General features: G+C 71.8%; 21 protein-coding genes. 10 read left to right on the forward strand and 11 right to left on the reverse strand.

Going from position 1 to position 20612, the window contains the following annotated elements:
- The first annotated feature begins 8 nt into the window (after nt 1-8).
- The gene (locus AB0C38_RS35940) at nt 9-695 is read left to right on the forward strand and encodes a histidine phosphatase family protein (RefSeq protein ID WP_360682136.1); all 687 of its coding nucleotides are present in this window, start codon (nt 9-11) and stop codon (nt 693-695) included.
- On the opposite strand, the gene AB0C38_RS35945 is transcribed toward AB0C38_RS35940, so the two are convergent.
- The 3 genes from AB0C38_RS35945 to AB0C38_RS35955 form a co-directional block, all read right to left on the reverse strand.
- Nucleotides 658-1425, reverse strand: a complete 768-nt coding sequence (locus tag AB0C38_RS35945; RefSeq protein WP_360682138.1) for an ABC transporter permease — start codon at nt 1423-1425, stop codon at nt 658-660. The two genes, AB0C38_RS35940 and AB0C38_RS35945, sit on opposite strands and share 38 nt — an antisense overlap.
- A 16-nt stretch (nt 1426-1441) precedes the next feature.
- A complete protein-coding gene (locus AB0C38_RS35950; RefSeq protein WP_360682139.1) occupies nt 1442-1915 on the reverse strand; it encodes an MmpS family transport accessory protein in 474 nt (157 codons plus the stop codon).
- 120 nt (nt 1916-2035) lie between these two features.
- Entirely contained in the window at nt 2036-2461 is a 426-nt protein-coding gene (locus tag AB0C38_RS35955) for an NUDIX domain-containing protein (protein ID WP_360682140.1), read from the reverse strand.
- 10 nt (nt 2462-2471) lie between these two features.
- Between AB0C38_RS35955 and AB0C38_RS35960 the strand changes: the two genes are divergently transcribed.
- The 4 genes from AB0C38_RS35960 to AB0C38_RS35975 all read left to right on the forward strand — a co-directional run bounded on the left by AB0C38_RS35960 (nt 2472) and on the right by AB0C38_RS35975 (nt 6290).
- The gene (locus AB0C38_RS35960) at nt 2472-3497 is read left to right on the forward strand and encodes a helix-turn-helix domain-containing protein (RefSeq protein ID WP_360682141.1); all 1026 of its coding nucleotides are present in this window, start codon (nt 2472-2474) and stop codon (nt 3495-3497) included.
- Between the two features lie 105 nt (nt 3498-3602).
- Nucleotides 3603-4580, forward strand: a complete 978-nt coding sequence (locus AB0C38_RS35965) for a LacI family DNA-binding transcriptional regulator (RefSeq protein WP_360682142.1) — start codon at nt 3603-3605, stop codon at nt 4578-4580.
- 420 nt (nt 4581-5000) lie between these two features.
- Entirely contained in the window at nt 5001-5582 is a 582-nt protein-coding gene (locus tag AB0C38_RS35970; RefSeq protein ID WP_360682144.1) for a DNA-binding protein, read from the forward strand.
- Between the two features lie 51 nt (nt 5583-5633).
- Nucleotides 5634-6290, forward strand: coding sequence for an RES family NAD+ phosphorylase (locus tag AB0C38_RS35975; RefSeq protein WP_360682146.1), 657 nt, complete (start codon nt 5634-5636; stop codon nt 6288-6290).
- 148 nt (nt 6291-6438) lie between these two features.
- Here the strand turns inward: AB0C38_RS35975 and AB0C38_RS35980 are convergent, their stop codons facing one another.
- The 3 genes from AB0C38_RS35980 to AB0C38_RS35990 are packed head-to-tail and all read right to left on the reverse strand — an operon-like array spanning nt 6439 to nt 9775.
- Entirely contained in the window at nt 6439-6771 is a 333-nt protein-coding gene (locus tag AB0C38_RS35980; protein WP_360682148.1) for a YciI family protein, read from the reverse strand.
- 42 nt (nt 6772-6813) lie between these two features.
- Entirely contained in the window at nt 6814-8760 is a 1947-nt protein-coding gene (locus AB0C38_RS35985; protein ID WP_360682150.1) for a S9 family peptidase, read from the reverse strand.
- Nucleotides 8761-8812: 52 nt separating this feature from the next.
- Entirely contained in the window at nt 8813-9775 is a 963-nt protein-coding gene (locus tag AB0C38_RS35990) for a TerC family protein (RefSeq protein WP_360682152.1), read from the reverse strand.
- Nucleotides 9776-10080: 305 nt separating this feature from the next.
- Between AB0C38_RS35990 and AB0C38_RS35995 the strand changes: the two genes are divergently transcribed.
- From AB0C38_RS35995 to AB0C38_RS36005, 3 genes are all read left to right on the forward strand, one after another.
- Complete coding sequence (locus tag AB0C38_RS35995; protein WP_360682153.1) at nt 10081-12942, forward strand: alpha/beta fold hydrolase; 2862 nt, start codon at nt 10081-10083, stop codon at nt 12940-12942.
- Entirely contained in the window at nt 12939-13871 is a 933-nt protein-coding gene (locus AB0C38_RS36000) for an ABC transporter permease subunit (protein WP_360682155.1), read from the forward strand. The genes AB0C38_RS35995 and AB0C38_RS36000 overlap by 4 nt, the downstream gene beginning before the upstream one ends.
- 64 nt (nt 13872-13935) lie before the next feature.
- Nucleotides 13936-14670 carry an enoyl-CoA hydratase/isomerase family protein gene (locus tag AB0C38_RS36005; protein ID WP_360682157.1) on the forward strand — a complete coding sequence of 245 codons (735 nt, stop codon included), beginning with the start codon at nt 13936-13938 and terminating at the stop codon, nt 14668-14670.
- Here the strand turns inward: AB0C38_RS36005 and AB0C38_RS36010 are convergent.
- Nucleotides 14667-15170 carry an SRPBCC family protein gene (locus tag AB0C38_RS36010; RefSeq protein WP_360682159.1) on the reverse strand — a complete coding sequence of 168 codons (504 nt, stop codon included), beginning with the start codon at nt 15168-15170 and terminating at the stop codon, nt 14667-14669. The two genes, AB0C38_RS36005 and AB0C38_RS36010, sit on opposite strands and share 4 nt — an antisense overlap.
- Before the next feature lie 227 nt (nt 15171-15397).
- Between AB0C38_RS36010 and AB0C38_RS36015 the strand changes: the two genes are divergently transcribed.
- Both AB0C38_RS36015 and AB0C38_RS36020 read left to right on the forward strand, forming a co-directional pair.
- Nucleotides 15398-16801 carry a S28 family serine protease gene (locus AB0C38_RS36015; protein WP_360682161.1) on the forward strand — a complete coding sequence of 468 codons (1404 nt, stop codon included), beginning with the start codon at nt 15398-15400 and terminating at the stop codon, nt 16799-16801.
- Nucleotides 16802-16871: 70 nt separating this feature from the next.
- On the forward strand, nt 16872-17261 hold the full coding sequence (locus tag AB0C38_RS36020) for a VOC family protein (protein ID WP_360682163.1): 390 nt from the start codon (nt 16872-16874) through the stop codon (nt 17259-17261).
- Here AB0C38_RS36020 and AB0C38_RS36025 read toward each other — a convergent pair.
- The 4 genes from AB0C38_RS36025 to uvrB all read right to left on the reverse strand — a co-directional run bounded on the left by AB0C38_RS36025 (nt 17258) and on the right by uvrB (nt 20595).
- Nucleotides 17258-17605, reverse strand: coding sequence for an MmcQ/YjbR family DNA-binding protein (locus tag AB0C38_RS36025; protein ID WP_360682164.1), 348 nt, complete (start codon nt 17603-17605; stop codon nt 17258-17260). The two genes, AB0C38_RS36020 and AB0C38_RS36025, sit on opposite strands and share 4 nt — an antisense overlap.
- Nucleotides 17602-17976 carry a type II toxin-antitoxin system VapC family toxin gene (locus AB0C38_RS36030; RefSeq protein ID WP_360682166.1) on the reverse strand — a complete coding sequence of 125 codons (375 nt, stop codon included), beginning with the start codon at nt 17974-17976 and terminating at the stop codon, nt 17602-17604. The genes AB0C38_RS36025 and AB0C38_RS36030 overlap by 4 nt, the downstream gene beginning before the upstream one ends.
- Nucleotides 17977-17996: 20 nt before the next feature.
- Entirely contained in the window at nt 17997-18269 is a 273-nt protein-coding gene (locus AB0C38_RS36035) for a type II toxin-antitoxin system VapB family antitoxin (RefSeq protein WP_360682168.1), read from the reverse strand.
- 169 nt (nt 18270-18438) lie between these two features.
- Nucleotides 18439-20595, reverse strand: coding sequence for an excinuclease ABC subunit UvrB (gene uvrB / locus AB0C38_RS36040; protein ID WP_360682170.1), 2157 nt, complete (start codon nt 20593-20595; stop codon nt 18439-18441).
- Nucleotides 20596-20612: the final 17 nt, after the last annotated feature.

Consider the following 20612-nt stretch of genomic DNA (forward strand, 5'->3'; position numbering starts at 1 on the left):
TCGGGGCCATGACCACGCCCGAGCAGGAGATCGAATACCGCCAGCACCGCTTCCGCCCGCCGTCCGGCGCGACCGAGATCTTCCTGGTCCGGCACGGCGAATCGGCCCCGGCTCGGGCGAGCCAGCCCTTCGACCTGGTCGACGGCCAGGCCGACCCGGACCTCGCGCCGGAGGGCAGTGACCACGCCCAGCGCGTCGGCGTCCGGCTGGCCGGCGAGCGGATCGACGCGATCTACGTGACGACGCTGCGCCGCACGGTGCAGACCGCGGCCCCGCTGGCGGAGAAGCTGGGGATCACCCCGGTCGTCGAGCCGGACCTGCGCGAGATCCACCTCGGCGACTGGGAGAACGGGCTGTTCCGGCGGCACACCACCGACGGCCACCCGATCGTCGACCGGCTGTGGGCCGAGCAGCGCTGGGACGTCATCCCGGGCGCGGAGTCCGACGAGCGGTTCGGCGCCCGGCTGCGCGGCGCGCTGACGCGGATCGCCGCCGCGCACCCCGACCAGCGCGTCGCGGTGTTCACCCACGGCGGCGTGATCGGCGAGGTGTTCGCGCAGGCCAGCCGCTCGGTCGAGCGGTTCGCGTTCCTCGGCGCCGACAACGGGTCCGTCTCACACCTGGTGCTGCACGGCGACAACTGGATCGTGCGGCGCTTCAACGACACGAGCCACCTGGCCAGTCCGCTCGGCTGAGCTTCCCGGCCGCGACGAACTGCACGGTCACCAGGATCGAGACGGCTTCCGCAGCGAGCAGCCCGATCAGGACCAGCACCTGCGTCAGGCCGGCCTGGATCGGGCCGGCGCCGCCCAGGAGCACGCCGACGTAGGCGCCGGGGAGTGTCACCAGGCCGACCGTGCGGGTCTGGTCCAGCGCCGGGATCAGGGCGTGCCCGGCCGACGGGCGGCAGATCTCCAGCGCGGCGGCCCGGGGCATGAACCCGAGGGCGAGGGCGGCTTCGTACTCGCCGTGGCGGGCCTTCAGCTCGTCGAGCGCCCGGCGGGCGGCCTGCGACGTCGCGGTCATCGCGCCGCCGATGACGATGCCGGCGATCGGCACGACCGCGATCGGCTTGAGTGGGACCACCCCGGCGCCGAGGACCAGCGCGAGCACCGGTGCGACGCCGGCCGCGATGGCGCACGCGGTCCAGGGCAGGTTTCCCCAGGTGCCGGCGCGACGCGCCGACGTCACCGCGGCGATGCCGAACATCAGCAGCACGAACAGCCCGGTGAGCGGGGCCGACCGCAGCACGGCGGTGATCACCAGCGACACGAGGGCCAGCTGCACGACCGCCCGGACGGCGGCGACCAGGACGTCGCGGCCCCGCCCGAGGCCACCCGCCTGGACGACCGCGGTGCCGGCGACGGCGAGCAGGACCAGCACCGCCACCAGGGCAGGCCCGAAGGTGATCGCGGCGTCGTTCACGCCGCCCATGATCCCGTCAGACGGCGCAGCTGAACTGGCGACCCGGCTCGGCGACGGCCTTCTCGGCCACGACGACCCCGTCGACGACGATCCGGCAGCGCAGCTCGCCAGGCCCGGGGTTGCGGGCGGCGATGCTGTAGAACTCGGTCCGGCCGGCCGGACCGACGCGGGTGAACTCCGCCGACCACGGCGTCGTCACCTCGGCGCGCTGGGCCAGCGCCGAGCCCTCGGCGGCGTACGTGACGTCCTGGGCGCCGTGCGCGCCGAGCAGTTCATAGACGACGGAGTGGCTGGCGGTGGCGACCGCGGCCGGGACGACCGGTGCGGCCACCGTCTCCTCCTTGGCCGGCCCGCGCTCGGTCCGGGGCACGACGAACGACGTCACCGCGAAGGCCGCGGCGAGCACGCCCAGGACGACCACGACACTGCCGGCCGACCGGGCGCGGCCCGGGCAGTCACGGCTCGGGCGGATCGCGGTGGGAACACCCATGGAGAGGTCTTCTCTCGTCGCGCGCACTTCCGTCGAGTGCGTCGACCTATATCTCGCCGTGACCTCACTGCGCGTTAGCCGCAATTTCCGAGATGTCCAACTTTCACCCAAACGGGTGCCCTACTCCACGAGCCCCGCTTCACTGAGCATTCGCAGGACTCGCTGACCGGCGGGCGGGCAGGCCGGCGCGTCGGCCGAGGTGAGCCAGGCGGCCTCGGCGATCTCCCCCGACGGCGTGGGTTCGCCCTGGTGGTCGGCGGTGTAGCAGGTCATCCGGACGACCCGGCCGTCGGCGAACCCGTCGGCTTGCTCTTCGAGGGCGGCGAAGAAGCGGAAGGTGAGCGGGTCGAGCTCGACGCCCAGCTCTTCGCGGATCTCGCGGCACAGCCCGGCGACGTCGCCTTCGCCCGGTTCGCGCTTGCCGCCGGGGAGGTAGAACTTCGTCTTCCCGGTGGTGCGGACGGACAGCAGGCGGCGGTCGCGGAGGTGGATCCAGGCCAGGGAGTCGATGGTGGTGTCGGAGGTTTTGTCGGACCCCGGGTGCATGATCTGGAGTATGTACGAAGAGGCGGCACCACCCGGGCCGCTGGCGGGCGTGGCGCGCTGCGTGTGGCGGTCGGCTTCGGCGGGACCGAAGCGGATCGTCCCCGACGGCTGCCTGGACCTGGTCGTCGGCGACGGCGGGGTGTTCATCGCGGGCCCGGACACGGCGGCGTGGTCGTCGGTGACCCGGCCGCGGGCCGAGCTCCGAGGGGTCCGGTTCACGCCGGGCCGGGCCCCGGCGGTCCTCGGCGTGGCGGCCGACGAGCTGCGCGATCGCCGGGTGTCCCTGGGCGAGTTGTGGGGGCGAGCCGGGGAGGAGCTGGCGGAGCGGTTGCTGTCGGGCGAGCTGACGCCGGCGCAAGCGGTTGCGTCCCGGTTGGCGGAGGCGCCACCACCCGACCCGGCGGTGGCGGCGTTGATCGCGAGGCTGGACGCGGGGGCGGCGCGGGTTTCGGAAGCGACGGCGATGGTGATGGGAACCGCCGAGGCCGCCGCCGTGCTCGCCCGGGGCGGTGCGAGCCCGGCGCAAGTCGCCGAAGCCGCCGCGGCGCTCGCCCGGGGTGGCGCAGGTTCAGCCCCGATCGCGGCCGCACTCGCCCGGCAAGGCGCCGACCCGACCCAGGTCGCCGAAGCCGCCGCGGTGCTCGCCCGGCAAGGCACCGACCCAGCGCAACTCGCCGCCCTCCTTGGGCAGCCAGGCACTCCCCGCGCCCCTCAGTCCGGCGCGCCGGATGTCGCGGCCGCTCGGCTCGAAGACCCCGGGCCCTTCGCGGTGAGCGAGCGGCGGCTGCGGCGGCGGTTCGTCCAAGCCGTCGGGTACGGGCCGGCCACCTACCTCCGCGTCAGCCGTTTCCAGCGCGCCGTCGCCCTGGCTCCGCGCGTCGCCGGGCTGGCCGCGCTGGCCGCCGCCGCGGGGTACTCCGATCAGGCGCACCTCAGCCGGGACTGCCGGGCCCTGACCGGGCTGACCCCACGCGGCTACTTCCGCGCACCCTCCACTGTGGACGAGACCGGGCGTGATCGGCGCCGTTCGGCGTAACCCGTGCGGGCAACCGGAAGTGGCCCCTCACCCGGGAAGGTAAGCGGACGGTAAACGACTACCAAGAGCGCTATCCTCCCTTCGACCGGTGATCAGGGAGGGCGTGTGGCCACCATCAGCGACGTCGCGGCGAGGGCCGGCGTCTCCACGGCGACCGTGTCGCGCGCGCTCAACGGCAAGTCCACTGTGGACCCGACGCTCGCCGCGCGCGTCCAGGAAGCGGCCGCCGAGCTCGGTTATCACCCGAACGGGCTGGCGCGGAACCTCCGCCGTCAGGAGACCGCCGTCCTGGCGCTGATCATCTCCGACGTCGAAAACCCGTTCTTCACGGCCATCGCGCGCGGCGTCGAGGACCTCGCGCAGCGGTCGGGCTACTCCGTCGTGCTCTGCAACTCCGACGAGAACGAAGACAAGGAACGGCGCTACATCGAGGTCGCGCTGCAGGAGCGGGTCGCCGGGGTGGTGCTGTCGCCCACCGGCCGGTCGACGAACGTCGAGGGCCTGCGACGTCAGGGCACGCCGCTGGTGGCGGTGGACCGCCCGCTGCCGGCCGACGCGGGCGACCAGGTCCTGGTCGACACGCGCCACGCGGCCGCCGAAGCCACGCGGCACCTGCTGGCGGGCGGCTACCGCCGCGTCGGCTGCCTGACCGGGCCCGCCGGGGTCCGCACCGCCGACGACCGCCTGGCCGGGTACGCCGGCGTCGTGGGCGAAGCGAACGTCCTGTCCCGGCGGGCGGAGTACCGCGCCGAGGGCGCCCGGCTGGCCGCGCTGGAGCTGCTCGACGAGCCGTCGCCGCCGGACGCGCTGCTGGTCGCGAACAGCACGATGGCGATCGGCGTCCTGGAGGCGCTGTCGTCGCGCGGGCTGCGTTCGGGCCGCGACATCGGCATCGTCTCGTTCGACGACGCCCCGTGGACGACGCTCATCGACCCGCCCCTGACGGTCGTCGCCCAGCCGGCCTACGAGGTCGGCCGCGTGGCGGCGCAGCTCCTGCTGGCGAGGATCACGGACAGCACCCGCGACGCGACGACCACGACGCTCGAAGCCCGGCTGATCGAGCGGAAGAGCTCCCGCCGCTGAGGCCGACCGAGCCGGTTCACGTACCCAGAAGGTCGGCTCACGTACCCAGAGGGTCGGCTCACGCACCCAGAGGGTCGGGTCGAAGCTGTGGCCTCCGGGGACAGACGTGCCTGGGGGGCCGGCTCGTGCCAGGCCCCCCAGGCACGCCCCACCCCCTGTGTCCCCCATGGCCGGCGCCAACCCGCCGGATCCTGTGAGCACGGAGCGGAAATCGTTTACTCACACGGAACGTAAGTCCGGGGAAGCACTCTGTCAAGCCTGGACAACGTCGTCCGATGCGGGCAGACTAACCGGAAGTTGCTTACTCAACGTGTTGACTGATGTGCGGTAAGTGTCGATCTCTGGTGAATTCACCCACAGTCAGGGCAAGAAACCGCACGAACCCGCACACGCGCGCTGTTTCGGGTTAACCTGAGCCTCATGTCGGTAGCGCTGGAGAACATCCTCGCCAAGGCGGGCCTGAAGGTCGACGCGAACGAGTTCCTCACGCTCGTCGAAGACGCGGCGCGCAGGCTCTCCCCGCCGAATCCGGATCCCTCGCACTACTTCTCCGCCGATCAGCGCGCCGCGCTCACCGACGTCGGCCTCGATCTTTCGCCGCACCGCGAGGGCGAACCGGACTTCCGGGCCCGCACCGTCGCCGCCCACGCCGTCCTCGCCGAAGGCGCGCTCAGCGTCAACGAGGCGGCGAAGGCCCTCGGCGTCGACGACAGCCGGATCCGCCACCGCCTCAAGGAAGGCAGGCTGACCGGCTGGAAGGACGGCGGCTGGCGGCTCCCCGCGTGGCAGTTCGCCGGCTCGGGCGTGCTGCCCGGCCTCGAAGTGGTCCTCAAAGCCCTCCCCGACGACCAGCCCGCCCTGGTCGTCGCCGCGTTCATGAGCACCCCGCAGCCGGACCTCGTCATCAACGAGCATCCCGCGACCCCGCGCCAATGGCTCCTTTCCGGGGGTGATCCGGACCACGTCGCCCGCCTCATCGCCACGCTCGGCTCGCCGTTCTAGGCTGGGCCTTCCCGAGCAAGATCACCGACAAGGACGGACCACCCCCGACCCATGGCCCGGCTCCCGCTGCCGCCCGCCCGATCCGTCCTGGTCCGGCAGCTGAACCGCGCCAACGACGTGGTGACGGTCCAGCCCGCGACCAGGCTCGTCCGGATCTTCACCGCGCACGGCAACCACCCCCAGCAGTGGAACTCGTTCCGCTACACCGGCCCGCTCCCGCACGGCCGGTTCGACCAGCAGTCGCCCGGCCGGGGCGGCGCACCGGTCACCGATCCCGCGAACGGGGTCCTCTACTTCGGCCTCACCGTGCGCACCTCGGTCGCGGAGGTCTTCCAGACGAGCTCGGCGGTCGACCGCCGCACGCGCGGCCCCCGGCTGGTCGTCGTCCGCCCGACCCGCACGCTGCGCCTGCTCGACCTGACCGGCCTGTGGCCGACGCGGGTGGGCGCCTCGCAGGAGATCTCCAGCGGGCCGAAGAAGCTGACGCAGGCGTGGGCCCGCGCGATCCGCGGCGCGTTCAGCGACCTCGACGGCCTCTGGTACCGCTCCTCGATGGACTCCGGCGACCCGGCGATCTGCCTGTGGGACCCGCCGGCGGGCGCGGCGCTGCCGATCGCGCCGGACGTCCTGCTGCCGCTGGACCACCCGGGTTTGGACGTCCCGCTGGGCCGCGTCTGCGAAGAGCTGAACTACACGCTGCTGAACTGAGCGCACGTCACCGCGCGCTGTTTGACCTCCAGTGCGGTGGAGGTTGCAGCGTGGCGACCATGAACCTCATCGTGCGTGCGGAACAATGCCGTTCGAGTGCGGGGCACCGAGCGCGCGACCTCCGTGTTCGTCCGGCGCACGCGGCTGCTCAGCCCAGCGTGCCTCGCGGGCACACGAACCCGACGATCTCCGACGCGATCAACCCGGCCTGCTCCGCCGGATCGGCGTCGAGGATCGCGCGGGTCTCCGCCTCCGACGTCCGGAAGAACGCCACCCCGGTCACCGGCAGCGAAGACGACGGCGCCGGGACCGCGCCCGCGAACAGGAGCGTTCCCGCCGCCTGCTGCTGGCGCGCCGAAGACAGGTGCCGGGCCCGCAGCTCGCGAGCCATCTCCTCCGGGATCTCCCCGGCGCGAGGCCCCGCCCGGAACAGCACCATCCGCCAGGTCTCGAGCTCGAAGTCCACCTCGGGCAGCGTCATGACCACGGACATTCGCAGGCGCCGGCCACCGGCGCAAGAGACCTACAGGTGCCGGGCCCACCACTCGAGGATCGCCTCGAAGCGCTGGACGCGGTGGCGCGGCCGGCCCGACCGGGACAGCTCGTGGCCTTCCCCCGGGAACAGCAGGAACTCCGCCGGCGCGCCCGCGCGCCGCAGCGCCACGAACATCCGCTGCGCCTGCTCCAGCGGGCAGCGCCAGTCCTCCTCCGAATGCACCACCGCGAACGGGATCTTGATCTGCGCGGCGTACGAAAGCGGCGAACGGTCGCGCTGCACCTCCGGCGAAGCGCCGATGTACGCGTCGACGAACGTGTAGCCGATGTCGGAGCTGCCGACCATCGAGTCCCACGCGTTGACCGCGCGCTCGCTCCACGCCGCCTTGAAGCGCTCACCGTGGTGGGCCGCCAGCCAGCTCGTCATGAACCCGCCGTACGAACCGCCCATGATGCCGACGCGGGAGGCGTCCAGGTCCGGCCGTTCCAGAGCTTTGTCCAGCAGCGCCAGGACGTCGTCGACGTCGACCGTGCCGAAGCCGTGCGTGATCGCGCGGCCGTGGGTCTGCCCGTAGCCCGCCGAGCCACGCGGGTTGCCGAGCACCACCGCGTACCCCGCGGCCGCGTACACCTGCGCCTCGTCGAACACCGCCCAGTCCTGCTGGGCGAACGGGCCGCCGTGCACCACGCGCAGCACCGGGTGCGGGCCCTCGCCCTCGGGCAGCACCAGCCAGCCGTGCACCGGGTAGCCGTCCGGCGCCGTGGTCTCCAGCTCAACCAACGGCCGGATGCCCTTGTCGCGCAACGGCTTCGAGTAGTCCGTCAGGACCTGCGGGACTCCGTCGCGAAGCAGCACGACCTCACCCGACGTCGACGGCGTCGCGAGCACCGCGGCGAGCACCGAGCCGTCCAACGTGAACGACCGCAGCACCGTCCGGTCCGCGTAGACCACCGGCAGGTCGGCCAGCGGGGCGTCCGCGGCGTCGGTGGCGACCGCGCGCAGCTCCACCGCGCCGCGGTTGCGAACGGCGACGAGCACGTCGGTCTCGCGCGGCGCCGGCGGGCCCGCCGAGGCGTCGCAGTCGACGGTTTCGATGTCGGTGAGCCGGCGCGCCTTCACCGGGCCGGCGCCGAACTCCGGCGTGGCCGAGTAGAGGCCGGTCATCGCGGCTTCGTGGTGCTCCTCGAAGGACTGTCCGAAGTAGAACAACGTGCCGTCGGCGGCGAACACCGGGCGCTCCGAGAACCCCTCGCCCCGCACGACGACCTCGGGCTCGCCGCCCTCGGCGGAGATCGCGCAGAGGTCGCGGTAGTCGCTCTCGGCCGCGCCCCAGTCCGGCGGGGCGGTGAAGACGACGCGGGCGCCGTCCGGCGTCCACACCGGCTGGCTGACGTCGAACCCGTCACCGGTCAGCGGTTCGGGCTCGGGTGACACGTCTTCCGTGAGCGCGTCGACGACGAACAGCCGCTGCGTGCGGTCGCCCAGGAACCCGATGTCGTCGATCCGGTAGTCCATGCGCGTGATCCGGCGCGGGGCCTCGGCGGCCGGCTCCGGCGTCTCGTCGCCGGCGTCCGCCGTCCCGTACCGGCCGGCTTCGGGCACCCGCGCGGTGAAGGCGATCCGTCGCGAGTCCGGCGCCCAGACCGGCTCGCCGGCGCCGAGGTGCAGCGACGTCAGGCGGCGCGCGTCACCGCCGCCGGCCGGCATGACGTGCAGCTGCGGGCTGCCGTCGGCGCCCTTGCCCTCCCCGGCGCGGAGGAACGCCACCCAGCGTCCGTCCGGGGAGATCGACGGCGCCGAGTCGCGCGGACCGTGCGTCCACGCGGACTCGCCGCCGTCGAGGGAGACGCGCCGCACCGAGCTGTGCGCGGCGTTCGTCTTCAGGTCGGGCTTCTTCAGCGCCGTGAGCAGCAGGTTCCCGCGCAGCGCGGGACGGCCGGGGACGACGAGGGCTTCGATGTCGGCAGGACGCACGTCCCCGACGGTACCCGAAATCCTTAGCGCTGCGAACGACCTTCGTCGGGACTTACGCGGCGACCTGCTTGCGCTCGTCGCGCCGGGCCTTCGCCAGGCTGGCCACCGTGGTCACGGTGAGCACGACGATGATGACGCCGAGGGAGACCCAGTTGTTGATGTCCAGCCAGTCCGGCACGACGTGGTACTCGTGCAGGGCGTGCAGGAACAGCTTCGCGCCGATGAACGCCAGGATCACCGCGAGGCCGTAGGTCAGGTAGACCAGCTTCGTCACCAGCCCGCCGAGCAGGAAGTACAGCTGCCGCAGGCCCATCAGCGCGAACGCGTTGGCGGTGAAGACGAGGAACGCCTCCTGCGTGATGCCGAAGATCGCCGGGATCGAGTCGACCGCGAAGAGCAGGTCGGCCGAGCCGATGGCCACGATCACCAGCAGCATCGGCGTGATCATCCGCTTGCCGTTCAGCTTCACCGTGTAGTGGTGGCCGTGGTAGTCGTCGGTCACCGGCGCGAACTTGCGGACCTGCCGGGTGACGGCGTTCTCGTGGTACTCCTCGTCCTCGCCCTTGCCGCGCAGCATGCTCACCGCGGTCCAGACGAGGATCGCGCCGAAGAGGAAGAACACCCAGACGAACTGGGCGATCAGCGCGGCACCGACGGCGATGAAGACGCTGCGGAAAGCCAGCGCGAGCAGGATGCCGACCAGCAGCACGCGGTGCTGGTGGATGGCGGGCACCTTGAACGACGCCATGATGATCATGAAGATGAACAGGTTGTCGACGCTCAGCGAGTACTCGGTGATGTACCCGGTGAAGAACTCGACACCCGGGTCGTGCCCGGCGAAGATCCACACGCCCGCACCGAAGAGGATCGCGCAGGAGACGTAGAAGATCACCCAGCGAGCGGCTTCCCCCGTGGTCACTTCGTGCGGCTTGCGATCGACGATGACCAGGTCCAGCGCGATGAGCGCGAGCAGGCCACCGATCGTGGCGATCCACAGCCACAGGGGGACAGTCATGAAACTCCAACCTCCGGATAGTGCGCATGAGCAACTAACCGGAGGTCTCTTCCGCCGGTGCGAACACCGGCCGACGGTGCCGGGGGACGCAAGGCCACCGTGCTGACGACACCGCCGCGAAGGAATACTCCCCTCACAGCGCGTCCAGTTTGCCGGTTGTCCCCGCCCGAGCGCCAGCCGGAATCGCGCACGTCACCGGGTTGGTCCTGTAATTTCGGTCACCCGAGTCCACCTGGCGGTCCCGGGCGTGTGATCGCTGTGAGGCCCGGGCGGCGTTCTCAGCAACCCTCAAATAGGTTCGTCACGTGCCCCGACTCCCGCTCCCGCGCACCCGCGGAGCCCGCCTCACCGCGCTCGCCGCCGTCGTCGTGGTCCTGGCCGCCGGCGCGGTCTTCTGGATCACGCGGCCCGCGGCGCCCCCGCCGGTGCCCACGCAGGACGCGTTGATCGACATGCCCGCCGCGCCCGGCTCGGCGGAGCAGGTCAAGATCGACACGACCACCTACCTGCCCGCCACCGTGCCCGCGCCCGCGGTGCTGCTCGCGCACGGCTTCGGCGGGGACAAGAACAGCGTCGCCGACGACGCGCGCGAACTCGCGCGGAAGGGCTTCGTCGTCATGACGTGGTCCGCGCGCGGGTTCGGCAAGAGCACCGGCAAGATCGGGCTCAACGACCCGGACGGCGAGGTCGCCGACGCGAGCCGCCTGATCGACCGGCTCGTCGCGCAGCACCAGGTGACCACCGACGCGGGCGGTGACCCGAAGGTCGCCGTCACCGGCGCCTCCTACGGCGGCGCGCTCTCGCTGCTGCTGGCCGGCACGGACAAGCGCGTCGACGCGATCGCCCCGGTGATCACCTACAACGACCTCGCGCAGGGCCTGGTCCCCAACGCGGCCACGCCCGGCCTCCAAGCCTCGGGCACCCCGGCCGCCGGCGCCTTCGCGACCGACGGCGTGTTCAAGAAGAGCTGGGCCGGCATCTTCTTCTCGGCCGGGTCCGGCGCCGCTTCCGGCGGCTCGCCGTCGGCCGAAGCGCCGGAAGCCGGCCAGGCGACCGACACGGGATCCACCGGGGCCGCGGGCGCCGCGGCGGCCGTCCCCGCCGTGCCCCCGGTCGCGGGCGGAAGTCGCCAGAGCGGGCCCGCCGACCCGTGCGGCCGGTTCACCGCCGCCGTCTGCCGCGCCTACACCGAGCTCGGCACCACCGGGCAGGCGAGCCAGGCCAGCGTCGACCTGCTGCGCCGCGTCTCCCCCGTTTCGGTGACGGACAAGATCGCCGTCCCGACCCTGCTGGTCCAGGGCGAGAGCGACACCCTGTTCGGCCTCGACCAGTCCGACGCCACCGCGCGGCAGATCACCGCGGCGGGCGGCAAGGTGCGGACGATCTGGTACACCGGCGGCCACGACGGCGGGAAGCCCGGACCGCAGCTGCGCGCGAAGATCGCGGACTTCCTGTGGACGGCCGTCGACGGCGGCGACCCGGGCACCGGGTTCAGCTACGACGTCCAGGGCACGTTGCGCGCCAACGGAACGCCGTCGGTCCGCACGGTCACCGCGGACACCTACCCCGGCCTCACCGGCCCGGCCACCGAACGGCGGCTGCTGGCGATGGGCGGCCCCGCCCAGGCGATCGTGCGCCCGGCCGGGGCGAACCCCTCGGCGGTCAGCGGGATCCCCGGCCTGAACGGCGTCGCGAGCAGCACGTCGCGGCTGGGCGCGCTGTTCAGCAACGACCCGCCCGGGCAGGCCGCGCAGTTCACGACCGCGCCGGTCGACGGGCAGGTCGTCGTCAGCGGCTCCTCCACCGTGCGGCTGCAGGTGGCCGCGGACCCCGCGCACCCGCAACCGGACGCGGTGCTGTTCGCGAAGCTCTACGACGTCGGCCAGGACGGCTCCCGGGTGCTGCCGGCCAACGCGATCGCCCCGTTCCGGGTGAGCGGGCTGCCGGCCGACGGCACGCCGGTCCAGGTCACGGTGACGCTGCCCGGCATCGTCCGGCCGATCGAGGGCGGGCACTCGCTGCGCCTGGTCGTCGGCACGACCGACCAGGCGTTCGCGACGCCGGCCGCGCCCGCGGTGTTCCGGGTCGCGCTGGCCGGCGGCACCGCTTTGGCCGTGCCGGTCGTACCCGGGACGTCCGTCGGCTCGCCGGCCCCGGTCGGGCAGCTGGTGGGCATCGGCGTGACGCTGGCGATCGGGCTGGCCGCGGTGCTCTTCGCGGTGCTGCGCCGCCGCCGGGCCACCGACATCGACCCGGACCTCGCCGCCACCCCGCTGGTCATCGAGGGGCTGCGCAAGGAGTACCCGGGCGGGTTCGTCGCGGTGAACGACCTGTCCTTCCGGGTCGAGCCGGGCCAGGTGCTCGGCCTGCTCGGGCCGAACGGCGCGGGCAAGACGACCACGCTGCGGATGCTGATGGGCCTGATCACGCCGACGAAGGGCCACATCCGGGTCTTCGGGCACAAGATCACCGGGGGCGCTCCGGTGCTCTCGCGCATCGGCTCGTTCGTCGAGGGCTCCGGCTTCCTGCCGCACCTGTCCGGCCGGGCGAACCTCGAGCTGTACTGGGCGGCCACCGGACGGCCGGCGGAAAGGGCGCACTTCGGCGAGGCGCTGGAGATCGCCGGGCTCGGCTCCGCGGTCGACCGGCGGGTGCGGACCTACAGCCAGGGCATGCGGCAGCGGCTGGCGATCGCGCAGGCGATGCTCGGCCTGCCGGAGCTCATGGTGCTCGACGAGCCGACCAACGGGCTCGACCCGCCCCAGATCCACCAGATGCGCGAGGTGCTGCAGCGCTACGCCGCCACCGGCCGCACCGTGGTGGTGTCCAGCCACCTGCTGGCCGAGGTCGAGCAGACCTGCACGCACGTCGTGGTCATGCACCGCGGCGCGCTGGTCGCCGCGGGCGAGGTCGGCGAGCTGGCCGCGGCCGGCGGCGAGGCGACGTTCCGGGTCGACGACCCGGAAGCGGCCGCTGCCGCGCTGAAGGCGGCCGGCGGAGTCACCTCCGTCGACGTCGACGGCGACCTCGTGCACGCCGACCTCGACGGGCTGCCGCGCGCCGAGGCGGTCGCGGCGCTGGTCCGCGCCGGCGTCGCGGTGGAGCAGGCCGGGCCCCGGCGCCGGCTGGAAGACGCGTTCCTGCAACTGGTCGGAGACGAGTCGTGAACACTTCGAATTCGGGCGTCCACACCGACCCGCACGCGCTCGACGAGCTGACCGACGTCGCGTCGCACGAACACACCGAGGTCGGGCCGGACGGTGCCGTCGCGGGCTACTCCGCGCGGCGGACGCTGCGGCTCGGCGTCGAGCTGCGCCGCCAGCTCAAGCGGCGGCGCACGCAGTTCCTCCTCGGGTTCGTCGCCCTCCTGCCGTTCATCCTGGTGATCGCGTTCGAGGCCGGGCAGTCGAACCCGAACCGGCGCAGCGGCGGGTTCGTCGACCTGGCCACGGCGTCCGCGCCGAACTTCGTCGTGCTGGCGCTGTTCGTGTCGGGCACGTTCCTGCTGCCGATGATCGTCGCGCTGTTCTTCGGCGACACCATCGCGAGCGAGGCGTCGTGGTCGAGCCTGAAGTACCTGCTGGCGATCCCGGTGCCGCGGCACCGGGTGCTGCGCCAGAAGGCGATCGCGTCGGGAATCCTGTCGGCGGCGGCGCTGATCCTGCTGCCGCTGGTCTCGCTCGGGGTCGGGGTGCTCTGGTACGGCGCGGGCGACGCGATCAGCCCGACCGGCGACGCGGTGTCCTTCGGCGACAGCCTGCTCGCCATCGCACTGTCCACTGTGTACATCATCCTGCAGCTGGCCTGGGTGGCCGGGCTCGCGCTGGCCCTGAGCGTGACGACCGACGCCCCGCTCGGCGCGGTCGGCGGCGCGGTGCTGGTGGCGATCCTGTCGCAGATCCTCGACCAGATCACGGCGCTGGAAGGCCTGCGCAACTACCTGCCGACGCACTACGCGTTCTCGTGGATGGACCTGATCTCGACCGACGTCGACTGGACCAACCTGGCGAGCGGGATGCTCTCGGCGGTGATCTACGGGACGGTGTTCTTCCTCTACGCCGGGCGGCGGTTCGCCCGGAAGGACATCACGAGCTGAGACGCGGGGCGGCCGGTCGCGGTAATCCCGCGGCGGGCCGCTCCCCCGGGGTACGGTCGGGCGCGTGCCGATCACCCTGGACAGCCACCACGACGTCGCCGTGCTGCGGATCGACCACGGCAAGGCCAACACCCTCGACAGCGACTCCTGCCGAGAGCTCGTGCTCCGGCTGGAGGAAGCTTCGGCGGCCCGCGCCGTGGTGCTCACCGGCACCGGCCGCATCTTCTCCGCGGGCGTCGACCTCAAGCGGCTCCACGACGGCGGCGCGTCCTACGTGTCGGAGTTCCTGCCGCTGCTGTCCGACGCCCTGCTGGCCGTGTTCGGCTTCCCGCGTCCGGTGGTCGCCGCGCTGAACGGGCCCGCCATCGCCGGCGGCGCCGTGCTCGCCGCCGCGTGCGACCACCGCGTGCTCGGGCCCGGCACCATCGGTGTGACCGAGCTGCTGGTCGGGCTGCCGTTCCCGCTCTCGGCGCTGGAGATCCTGCGCTGCGCCTACGGCACGACGCCGCTGCCCGCACTCACCTACTCGGGCGAGGTCCACGGCGGCCAGGACGCCCTCGCGCGCGGGCTGGTCGACGAGCTGGCGGACGACGTGCTCGACCGGGCGCTGGCCGTCGCGACCCGGCTCGGCGAGCTGCCCGCCGAGCCGTTCGCGCACACCAAGGCCCAGATCCGCCAGCCCTTCCACGAACGGATCGCCGAGCACCGCCACACCGACGACCCCGAGGTGGAGCGGCTGTGGCGCGCGCCCGCCGCGCTCGCCGCCGTGAAGTCCTATGTGGACGAGGTGCTCCGCTAGGCGGCGCGCACGCCGCTCTCGGCGAGGGTCTTGATGCCTTCGACCGTCTTCTGCATGTTGCCCTGCAGCTCGCCCAGCCGCATCGCGACGATCTCCTCCTCGTGCTCGGGCATCGAGCCGATGATCGTCGTCAGGTTGGACGGGCCGGGCCCGATCTGGGCCCACTGGCGCAGGATCGTGCCGTCGCCGTCGGGGACGAGCTCGAAGCGCCACGACGCGGCCGGGTTCGTCACGTCCATCACGGCCCACGCGAACAGCCGCTCGGGCTCGTAGCCGGTCACCGTCGAGACCGTCTCCCACTCCCCGGCGACCGGGTGGGAGTTGCGGCCGCGGAACCGCGCGCCCAGGCCGGGCTCGGAACCCTCGACCCAACCGCCGCCCTGGAACTCGGTGGAGAACCGCGCCGGGAGGTCGATGTCCAGCAGCCAGGACCAGACCTCGGCCGGCCCCGCGGCGATGCGGACTTCGACCTGCGTCGTAGGGCAGTCGGAAACCTTCATGGGCGGACCCCTCGCTCGATGCCGGTGCCTACGGGTTCGGACCGTAACGTGGCGCTGATCACCCGGACAACTCGCACGGTGCCCGCCGTTGCGCACGGCGGAGGACGCGCGCGCCACCCGCCGAAAGTCGGGATCTGACCGATTGTGCGCCCGGACAGCCGATTGCCGACCGCGGCCGGTTCTGTGAGGGTCCCACGGTGGGTTCCGAAGCCGGGGAGGGTGCGTCCATGCGCAGACTGTTCATCGCCGTCACGGTGGTCGTGCTGGCCTTGGCCGGGCTCGCGCCCGCCGCGGGCGCGGCGACCGACATCGAGGCCGCGCTGCGGAAGATCCCTGGCCTCACGATCGTCAAGGAGGACCCGGCGCCGGCCGGGTTCCGGTTCTTCGAGCTGACCCTCACCCAGCCCGCCGACCACCGCCACCCCGGCGCGGGCACGTTCCAGCAGCGGTTCACCCTGCTGCACCGCGACTTCACCGCGCCGACGGTCGCCTTCACCAGCGGCTACAACGTCAGCACCGCGCCGAACCGGTCGGAGCCGACGCAGATCGTCGACGGCAACCAGCTTTCGATGGAGTACCGGTACTTCACGCCGTCGCGGCCGCAGCCGGAGAACTGGGCGAAGCAGCTGACGATCTGGCAGGCCGCCGCGGACGAGCACCACGCGGTGCAGGCGTTCAAGGCGATCTACCCGGGCAAGTGGCTGGCCACCGGCGGCAGCAAGGGCGGTATGACCGCGACGTACTTCCGGCGCTTCTTCCCCGACGACGTCGACGCGACGATCCCGTACGTCGCGCCCAACGACGTCATCGACCCGCTCGACGTCTACAACCGGCTCCTCTCCCGGGTCGGCAACGACCCGGGCTGCCGTGACGCGCTGAAGGCGATCCAGCGTGACGCGCTCAAACGGCGTGGCGAGCTGGGCGTGATCGCCGCGGCGGACGCGGCGAAGCGCGGGCTGACGTTCTCGATCGTCGGCTCGGCCGACAAGTCCCTCGAGATCTCGGTGATCGACTCGTACTTCGCCTTCTGGCAGTACCAGACGCAGGCGGACTGCGCGACGGTGCCCGCGCCGGGCGCGCCCGCGGCCGACGTCTACGCCTGGTACGAGAAGGTGGAGAGCCTCAACACCTACTCCGACCAGGACCTGTCGCCGTACATCCCGTACTACTACCAGGCGGCCACGCAGCTGGGTTCGCCCGAGGCCTACGACGGCTACCTGCGAGACCTGCTCCGCTACCCCGGCGCCGACCAGCCGAAGACGTTCGTACCTTCGTCGGTCAAGATCCCGCGGTTCGACTACCTGGCGATGCCGGACGTGGACTTCTGGGTGAAGTCCCGCGGCACCCGGCTGCTGTTCGTCTACGGCTCGAACGACCCGTGGGGCGCCGAGCCGTTCGAACTGGGCTTCGGCAGCCGCGACTCGTACCGCTACTACGTGCCGGGCGGCAACCACGGCTCGAAGATCGCGCAGCTGCCCGCGGCCGACGCCGCCGCGGCGACCGCGACGGTCCGGCGCTGGGCGGGATTGCCTGCGTCGGCTGCTACGTCGGGTCTGACGGCGAGGAGCGCGCCGGCCGGCTTCCCGGACTTCGACGCCGACCTCACGCTTTCGGCGCGTCCACGGCTCTGACTTCTGGGGCTTTCCTCGGGCCGGGCGTAGTCTCACGTCACCTTGACGGCCCGGCCCGAGGAGGCCACGCATGCCTCGTCCCGTCCACTTCGAGATCCACGCCGGCGAGCCCGAGCGCGCGGTGGCCTTCTACACGGCGGTGTTCGGCTGGAAGTTCGAACGCTGGGGCGACATCCCGTACTGGGTGATCACGACCGGCGACGGCAACGGAATCGACGGCGGGCTCGTCCCCCGCGTCGGCCCGGCCCCCGGGGAATCGGCTCCGGTGCACGGTTTCGTCAACACGATCGCCGTCGCCGACCTCGACCACGCGCTCGACTCGGTGACCGAAGCGGGCGGCTCGCTGGCGTTGCCGAAGAGCCCGGTGCCGGGCGTCGGCTGGCTGGCGTACGTCAAGGACACCGAAGGCAACATCTTCGGCATGCTGCAGCCGGACTCGGAGGCACCGGCGCCGGGCTAGGGCCGTTTCGCCTTCGGCAGCCTCCGGACGACGTCTTCGTAGGAGGTGTCGATGAGTTCTTCGAGCTCGGCGTCGGGGACGCCGGAGCCGAGTTCGACGCGGTTCCAGCCGTAGCGGCCGAGGTAGTCCATGACGGTGACAGACCCCGGGTGGCGTTCCCGGACCTCGGCGGCTTCGTCCCTGGTGGCCCCGCATTTGACGGCGACGCTGCCGGGCGGCTCCTGCCCGATGAAGGCGAAGCCCTTGCCGCCGACCTTCGCGACGAGCACGTGGTCACCGAAGGGGTAGGTCTCTTCGGCCCCGGGCTTCCCGAGGCAGTACGCGACGACGGCTTCGACGTTCACGACGCGAGCTTCACGAGTTCGAGGTCGGTCTGCGGGAAGTCGTCCCCGATGCACAGCAACGGTTCCCGGGCGATCTTGGCGGTGGCGTAGCTGTGGCAGTCGCCCATGTTCAGCTTGGCGGGGTGGTGCCCCTTCCCGTACTGCTTGAACGCTTCGATCGCCACTTCCGCGTGTTCTTCGGTGAAGGGGACGGCCGCGATGCGGTTGTCCTGGAGGAACCTGGCGAGCACCAGCCGGCCCCGCGCGCCGAGCTTCACCGTGAGCACGATGCCGACCTCGACGAGAGTCGGCGCGCCGATCTTGGCCGAGTCCGCCTCCGCGAGGCGCTCCTCAAGCCATTCGTGATCCGGCTCCCGTCGAAGGATCGCCACTAGGGCGGAGCTGTCGACGATCACACGCCACCCGGCCCGAACCCGAGAATCTCTTCCCATTCGTCCTTCGGGATCGGCTTCCCGAGCTCCTCAGGCGGGATCAACGGCCAAATCTCCTCTTCCAGTACTCGCCGCATCCGCTTCAGCCGCAGTTCGGCGTTGTCCCGCGCCACGAGCTGGTCACGACGCAGCCGCAGGGCTTCGCGGACGGCACCGGTCTTCGTGTCGCCCGTCAGCTCGGCGACCTCGGCGGCGAGGCGCTCGGTCTCCGCGTCCTTGATGTTCATCGCCATGGTGTAACTATACCGTTGATGGTGTAATGGTCGATAGCGTGGCTTCTGACAGGCGCGCCGACAGCTCGGCAGGCGCCCACAGACCGCCACAAGGTGGTGTCCGGCCACCGAGACCAGACCACACCGGCCCACGACCGCCGGGCGGGGCGCCCGACCACCTGGCCCGCGCCTACTTGATGCCTGCCGCGTCCATTCCGCGCAGCTCCTTCTTCAGGTCCGAGATCTCGTCACGCAGCCGGGCGGCCAGCTCGAACTGCAGGTCGCGCGCCGCCTGCATCATCTGGTCCGTCATCTGCTGGATCAGGTCCGCCAGCTGGGCGCGCGGCATCGCCGAGACGTTCTTGTCGACCAGCATCCCCGAGCTGCGCACCCGGTCACCCTGCTCGGGCTTCTTGCCGCGGGAGGAGTTGCGGCCCGAGCCGCCCACCGAGACCTGCTCGGTGTCTTCGGCCTCGCTGTACACCCGGTCGAGGATGTCGGCGATCTTCTTCCGCAGCGGCTGCGGGTCGACCCCGCGCTCCAGGTTGTAGGCGACCTGCTTCTCGCGGCGGCGGTCGGTCTCGTCGATCGCGTGCCGCATCGAGTCGGTGATCTTGTCCGCGTACATGTGGACCTCGCCCGACACGTTTCGCGCCGCACGGCCGATGGTCTGGATCAGCGACGTCCCGCTCCGGAGGAAGCCCTCCTTGTCCGCGTCGAGGATCGCCACCAGCGACACCTCCGGCAGGTCGAGACCCTCGCGCAGCAGGTTGATGCCGACCAGCACGTCGAAGTCGCCCGCACGGAGCTGCCGCAGCAGCTCGATCCGGCGCAGCGTGTCGACCTCCGAGTGCAGGTAGCGCACCCGGATACCCAGCTCCAGCAGGTAGTCCGTGAGGTCTTCGGACATCTTCTTCGTCAGCGTGGTGACCAGGACGCGCTCGTCCTTCTCCGCGCGCTCCCGGATCTCGTGCACCAGGTCGTCGATCTGGCCTTCGGTGGGCTTCACGACCACCTTCGGGTCGACCAGGCCGGTCGGCCGGATCACCTGCTCGACGAACTCGCCCGCCGCCTGGCCCATCTCGTACGGCCCCGGTGTCGCCGACAGGTACACCGTCTGCCCGATCCGGTCGGAGAACTCCTCCCAGGTCAGCGGCCGGTTGTCGACCGCGCTCGGCAGCCGGAAGCCGAACTCGACCAGGTTGCGCTTGCGGGACATGTCGCCCTCGTACATCCCGCCGATCTGCGGGACGGTCTGGTGCGACTCGTCGATCACCAGCAGGAAGTCGTCCGGGAAGTAGTCGATCAGCGTCGCCGGCGCCGTGCCCGGGCCGCGGCCGTCGATGTGCCGCGAGTAGTTCTCGATGCCGGAGCAGAACCCGACCTGCCGCATCATCTCGATGTCGTAGGCCGTGCGCATCCGCAGCCGCTGCGCCTCCAGCAGCTTGCCCTGCTTCTCCAGCTCCGCCAGGCGATCCTCGAGCTCCTGCTCGATGCCCTTGATCGCCTTCTCCATGCGTTCCGGGCCGGCGACGTAGTGCGTCGCCGGGAAGATCCGGACCTCGTCGACCTCCTTGACGATGTCCCCGGTCAGCGGGTGCAGGTAGTACAGCTTCTCGATCTCGTCACCGAAGAACTCGACGCGGATCGCGAGCTCCTCGTACGCCGGGATGATCTCGACCGTGTCGCCGCGCGCGCGGAACGTGCCGCGCGCGAACGCGATGTCGTTGCGCGTGTACTGCACGTCGACCAGCGCGCGCAGGAAGACGTCCCGGTCGAGCTGCTCGCCGACCTTCAGCTTCGAGGACCGGTCGAGGTAGGACTGCGGGGTGCCCAGGCCGTAGATGCAGGACACGCTCGCGACCACGATGACGTCACGCCGGGACAGCAGGTTCATCGTCGCCGAGTGCCGCAGCCGCTCGACGTCGTCGTTGACCGACGAGTCCTTCTCGATGTACGTGTCCGTCTGCGCGATGTACGCCTCGGGCTGGTAGTAGTCGTAGTAGCTGACGAAGTACTCGACCGCGTTGTGCGGGAACAGCTCGCGCAGCTCGTTCGCCAGCTGCGCGGCGAGGGTCTTGTTCGGCGCCATCACCAGCGTCGGCCGTTGCACGCGCTCGATCAGCCACGCGGTCGTCGCCGACTTGCCGGTACCGGTGGCACCCAGGAGCACGACGTCCTTCTCGCCGGCGTTGACGCGCCGTTCGAGCTCGTCGATGGCCGCCGGCTGGTCACCGGCGGGCTGGTAGTCGCTGACGACCTCGAACCGGCCGCCCTCCCGGGGGATCTCCGAGACGGGCCGGAAGTCGGACTGCGCCAGCACGGGGTGTTCGGTTGCGAAAGCCACGTCGACCAGAGTAAGCC

The organism is Amycolatopsis sp. NPDC048633 (assembly GCF_040650695.1).
Classification (GTDB): Bacteria; Actinomycetota; Actinomycetes; order Mycobacteriales; family Pseudonocardiaceae; genus Amycolatopsis.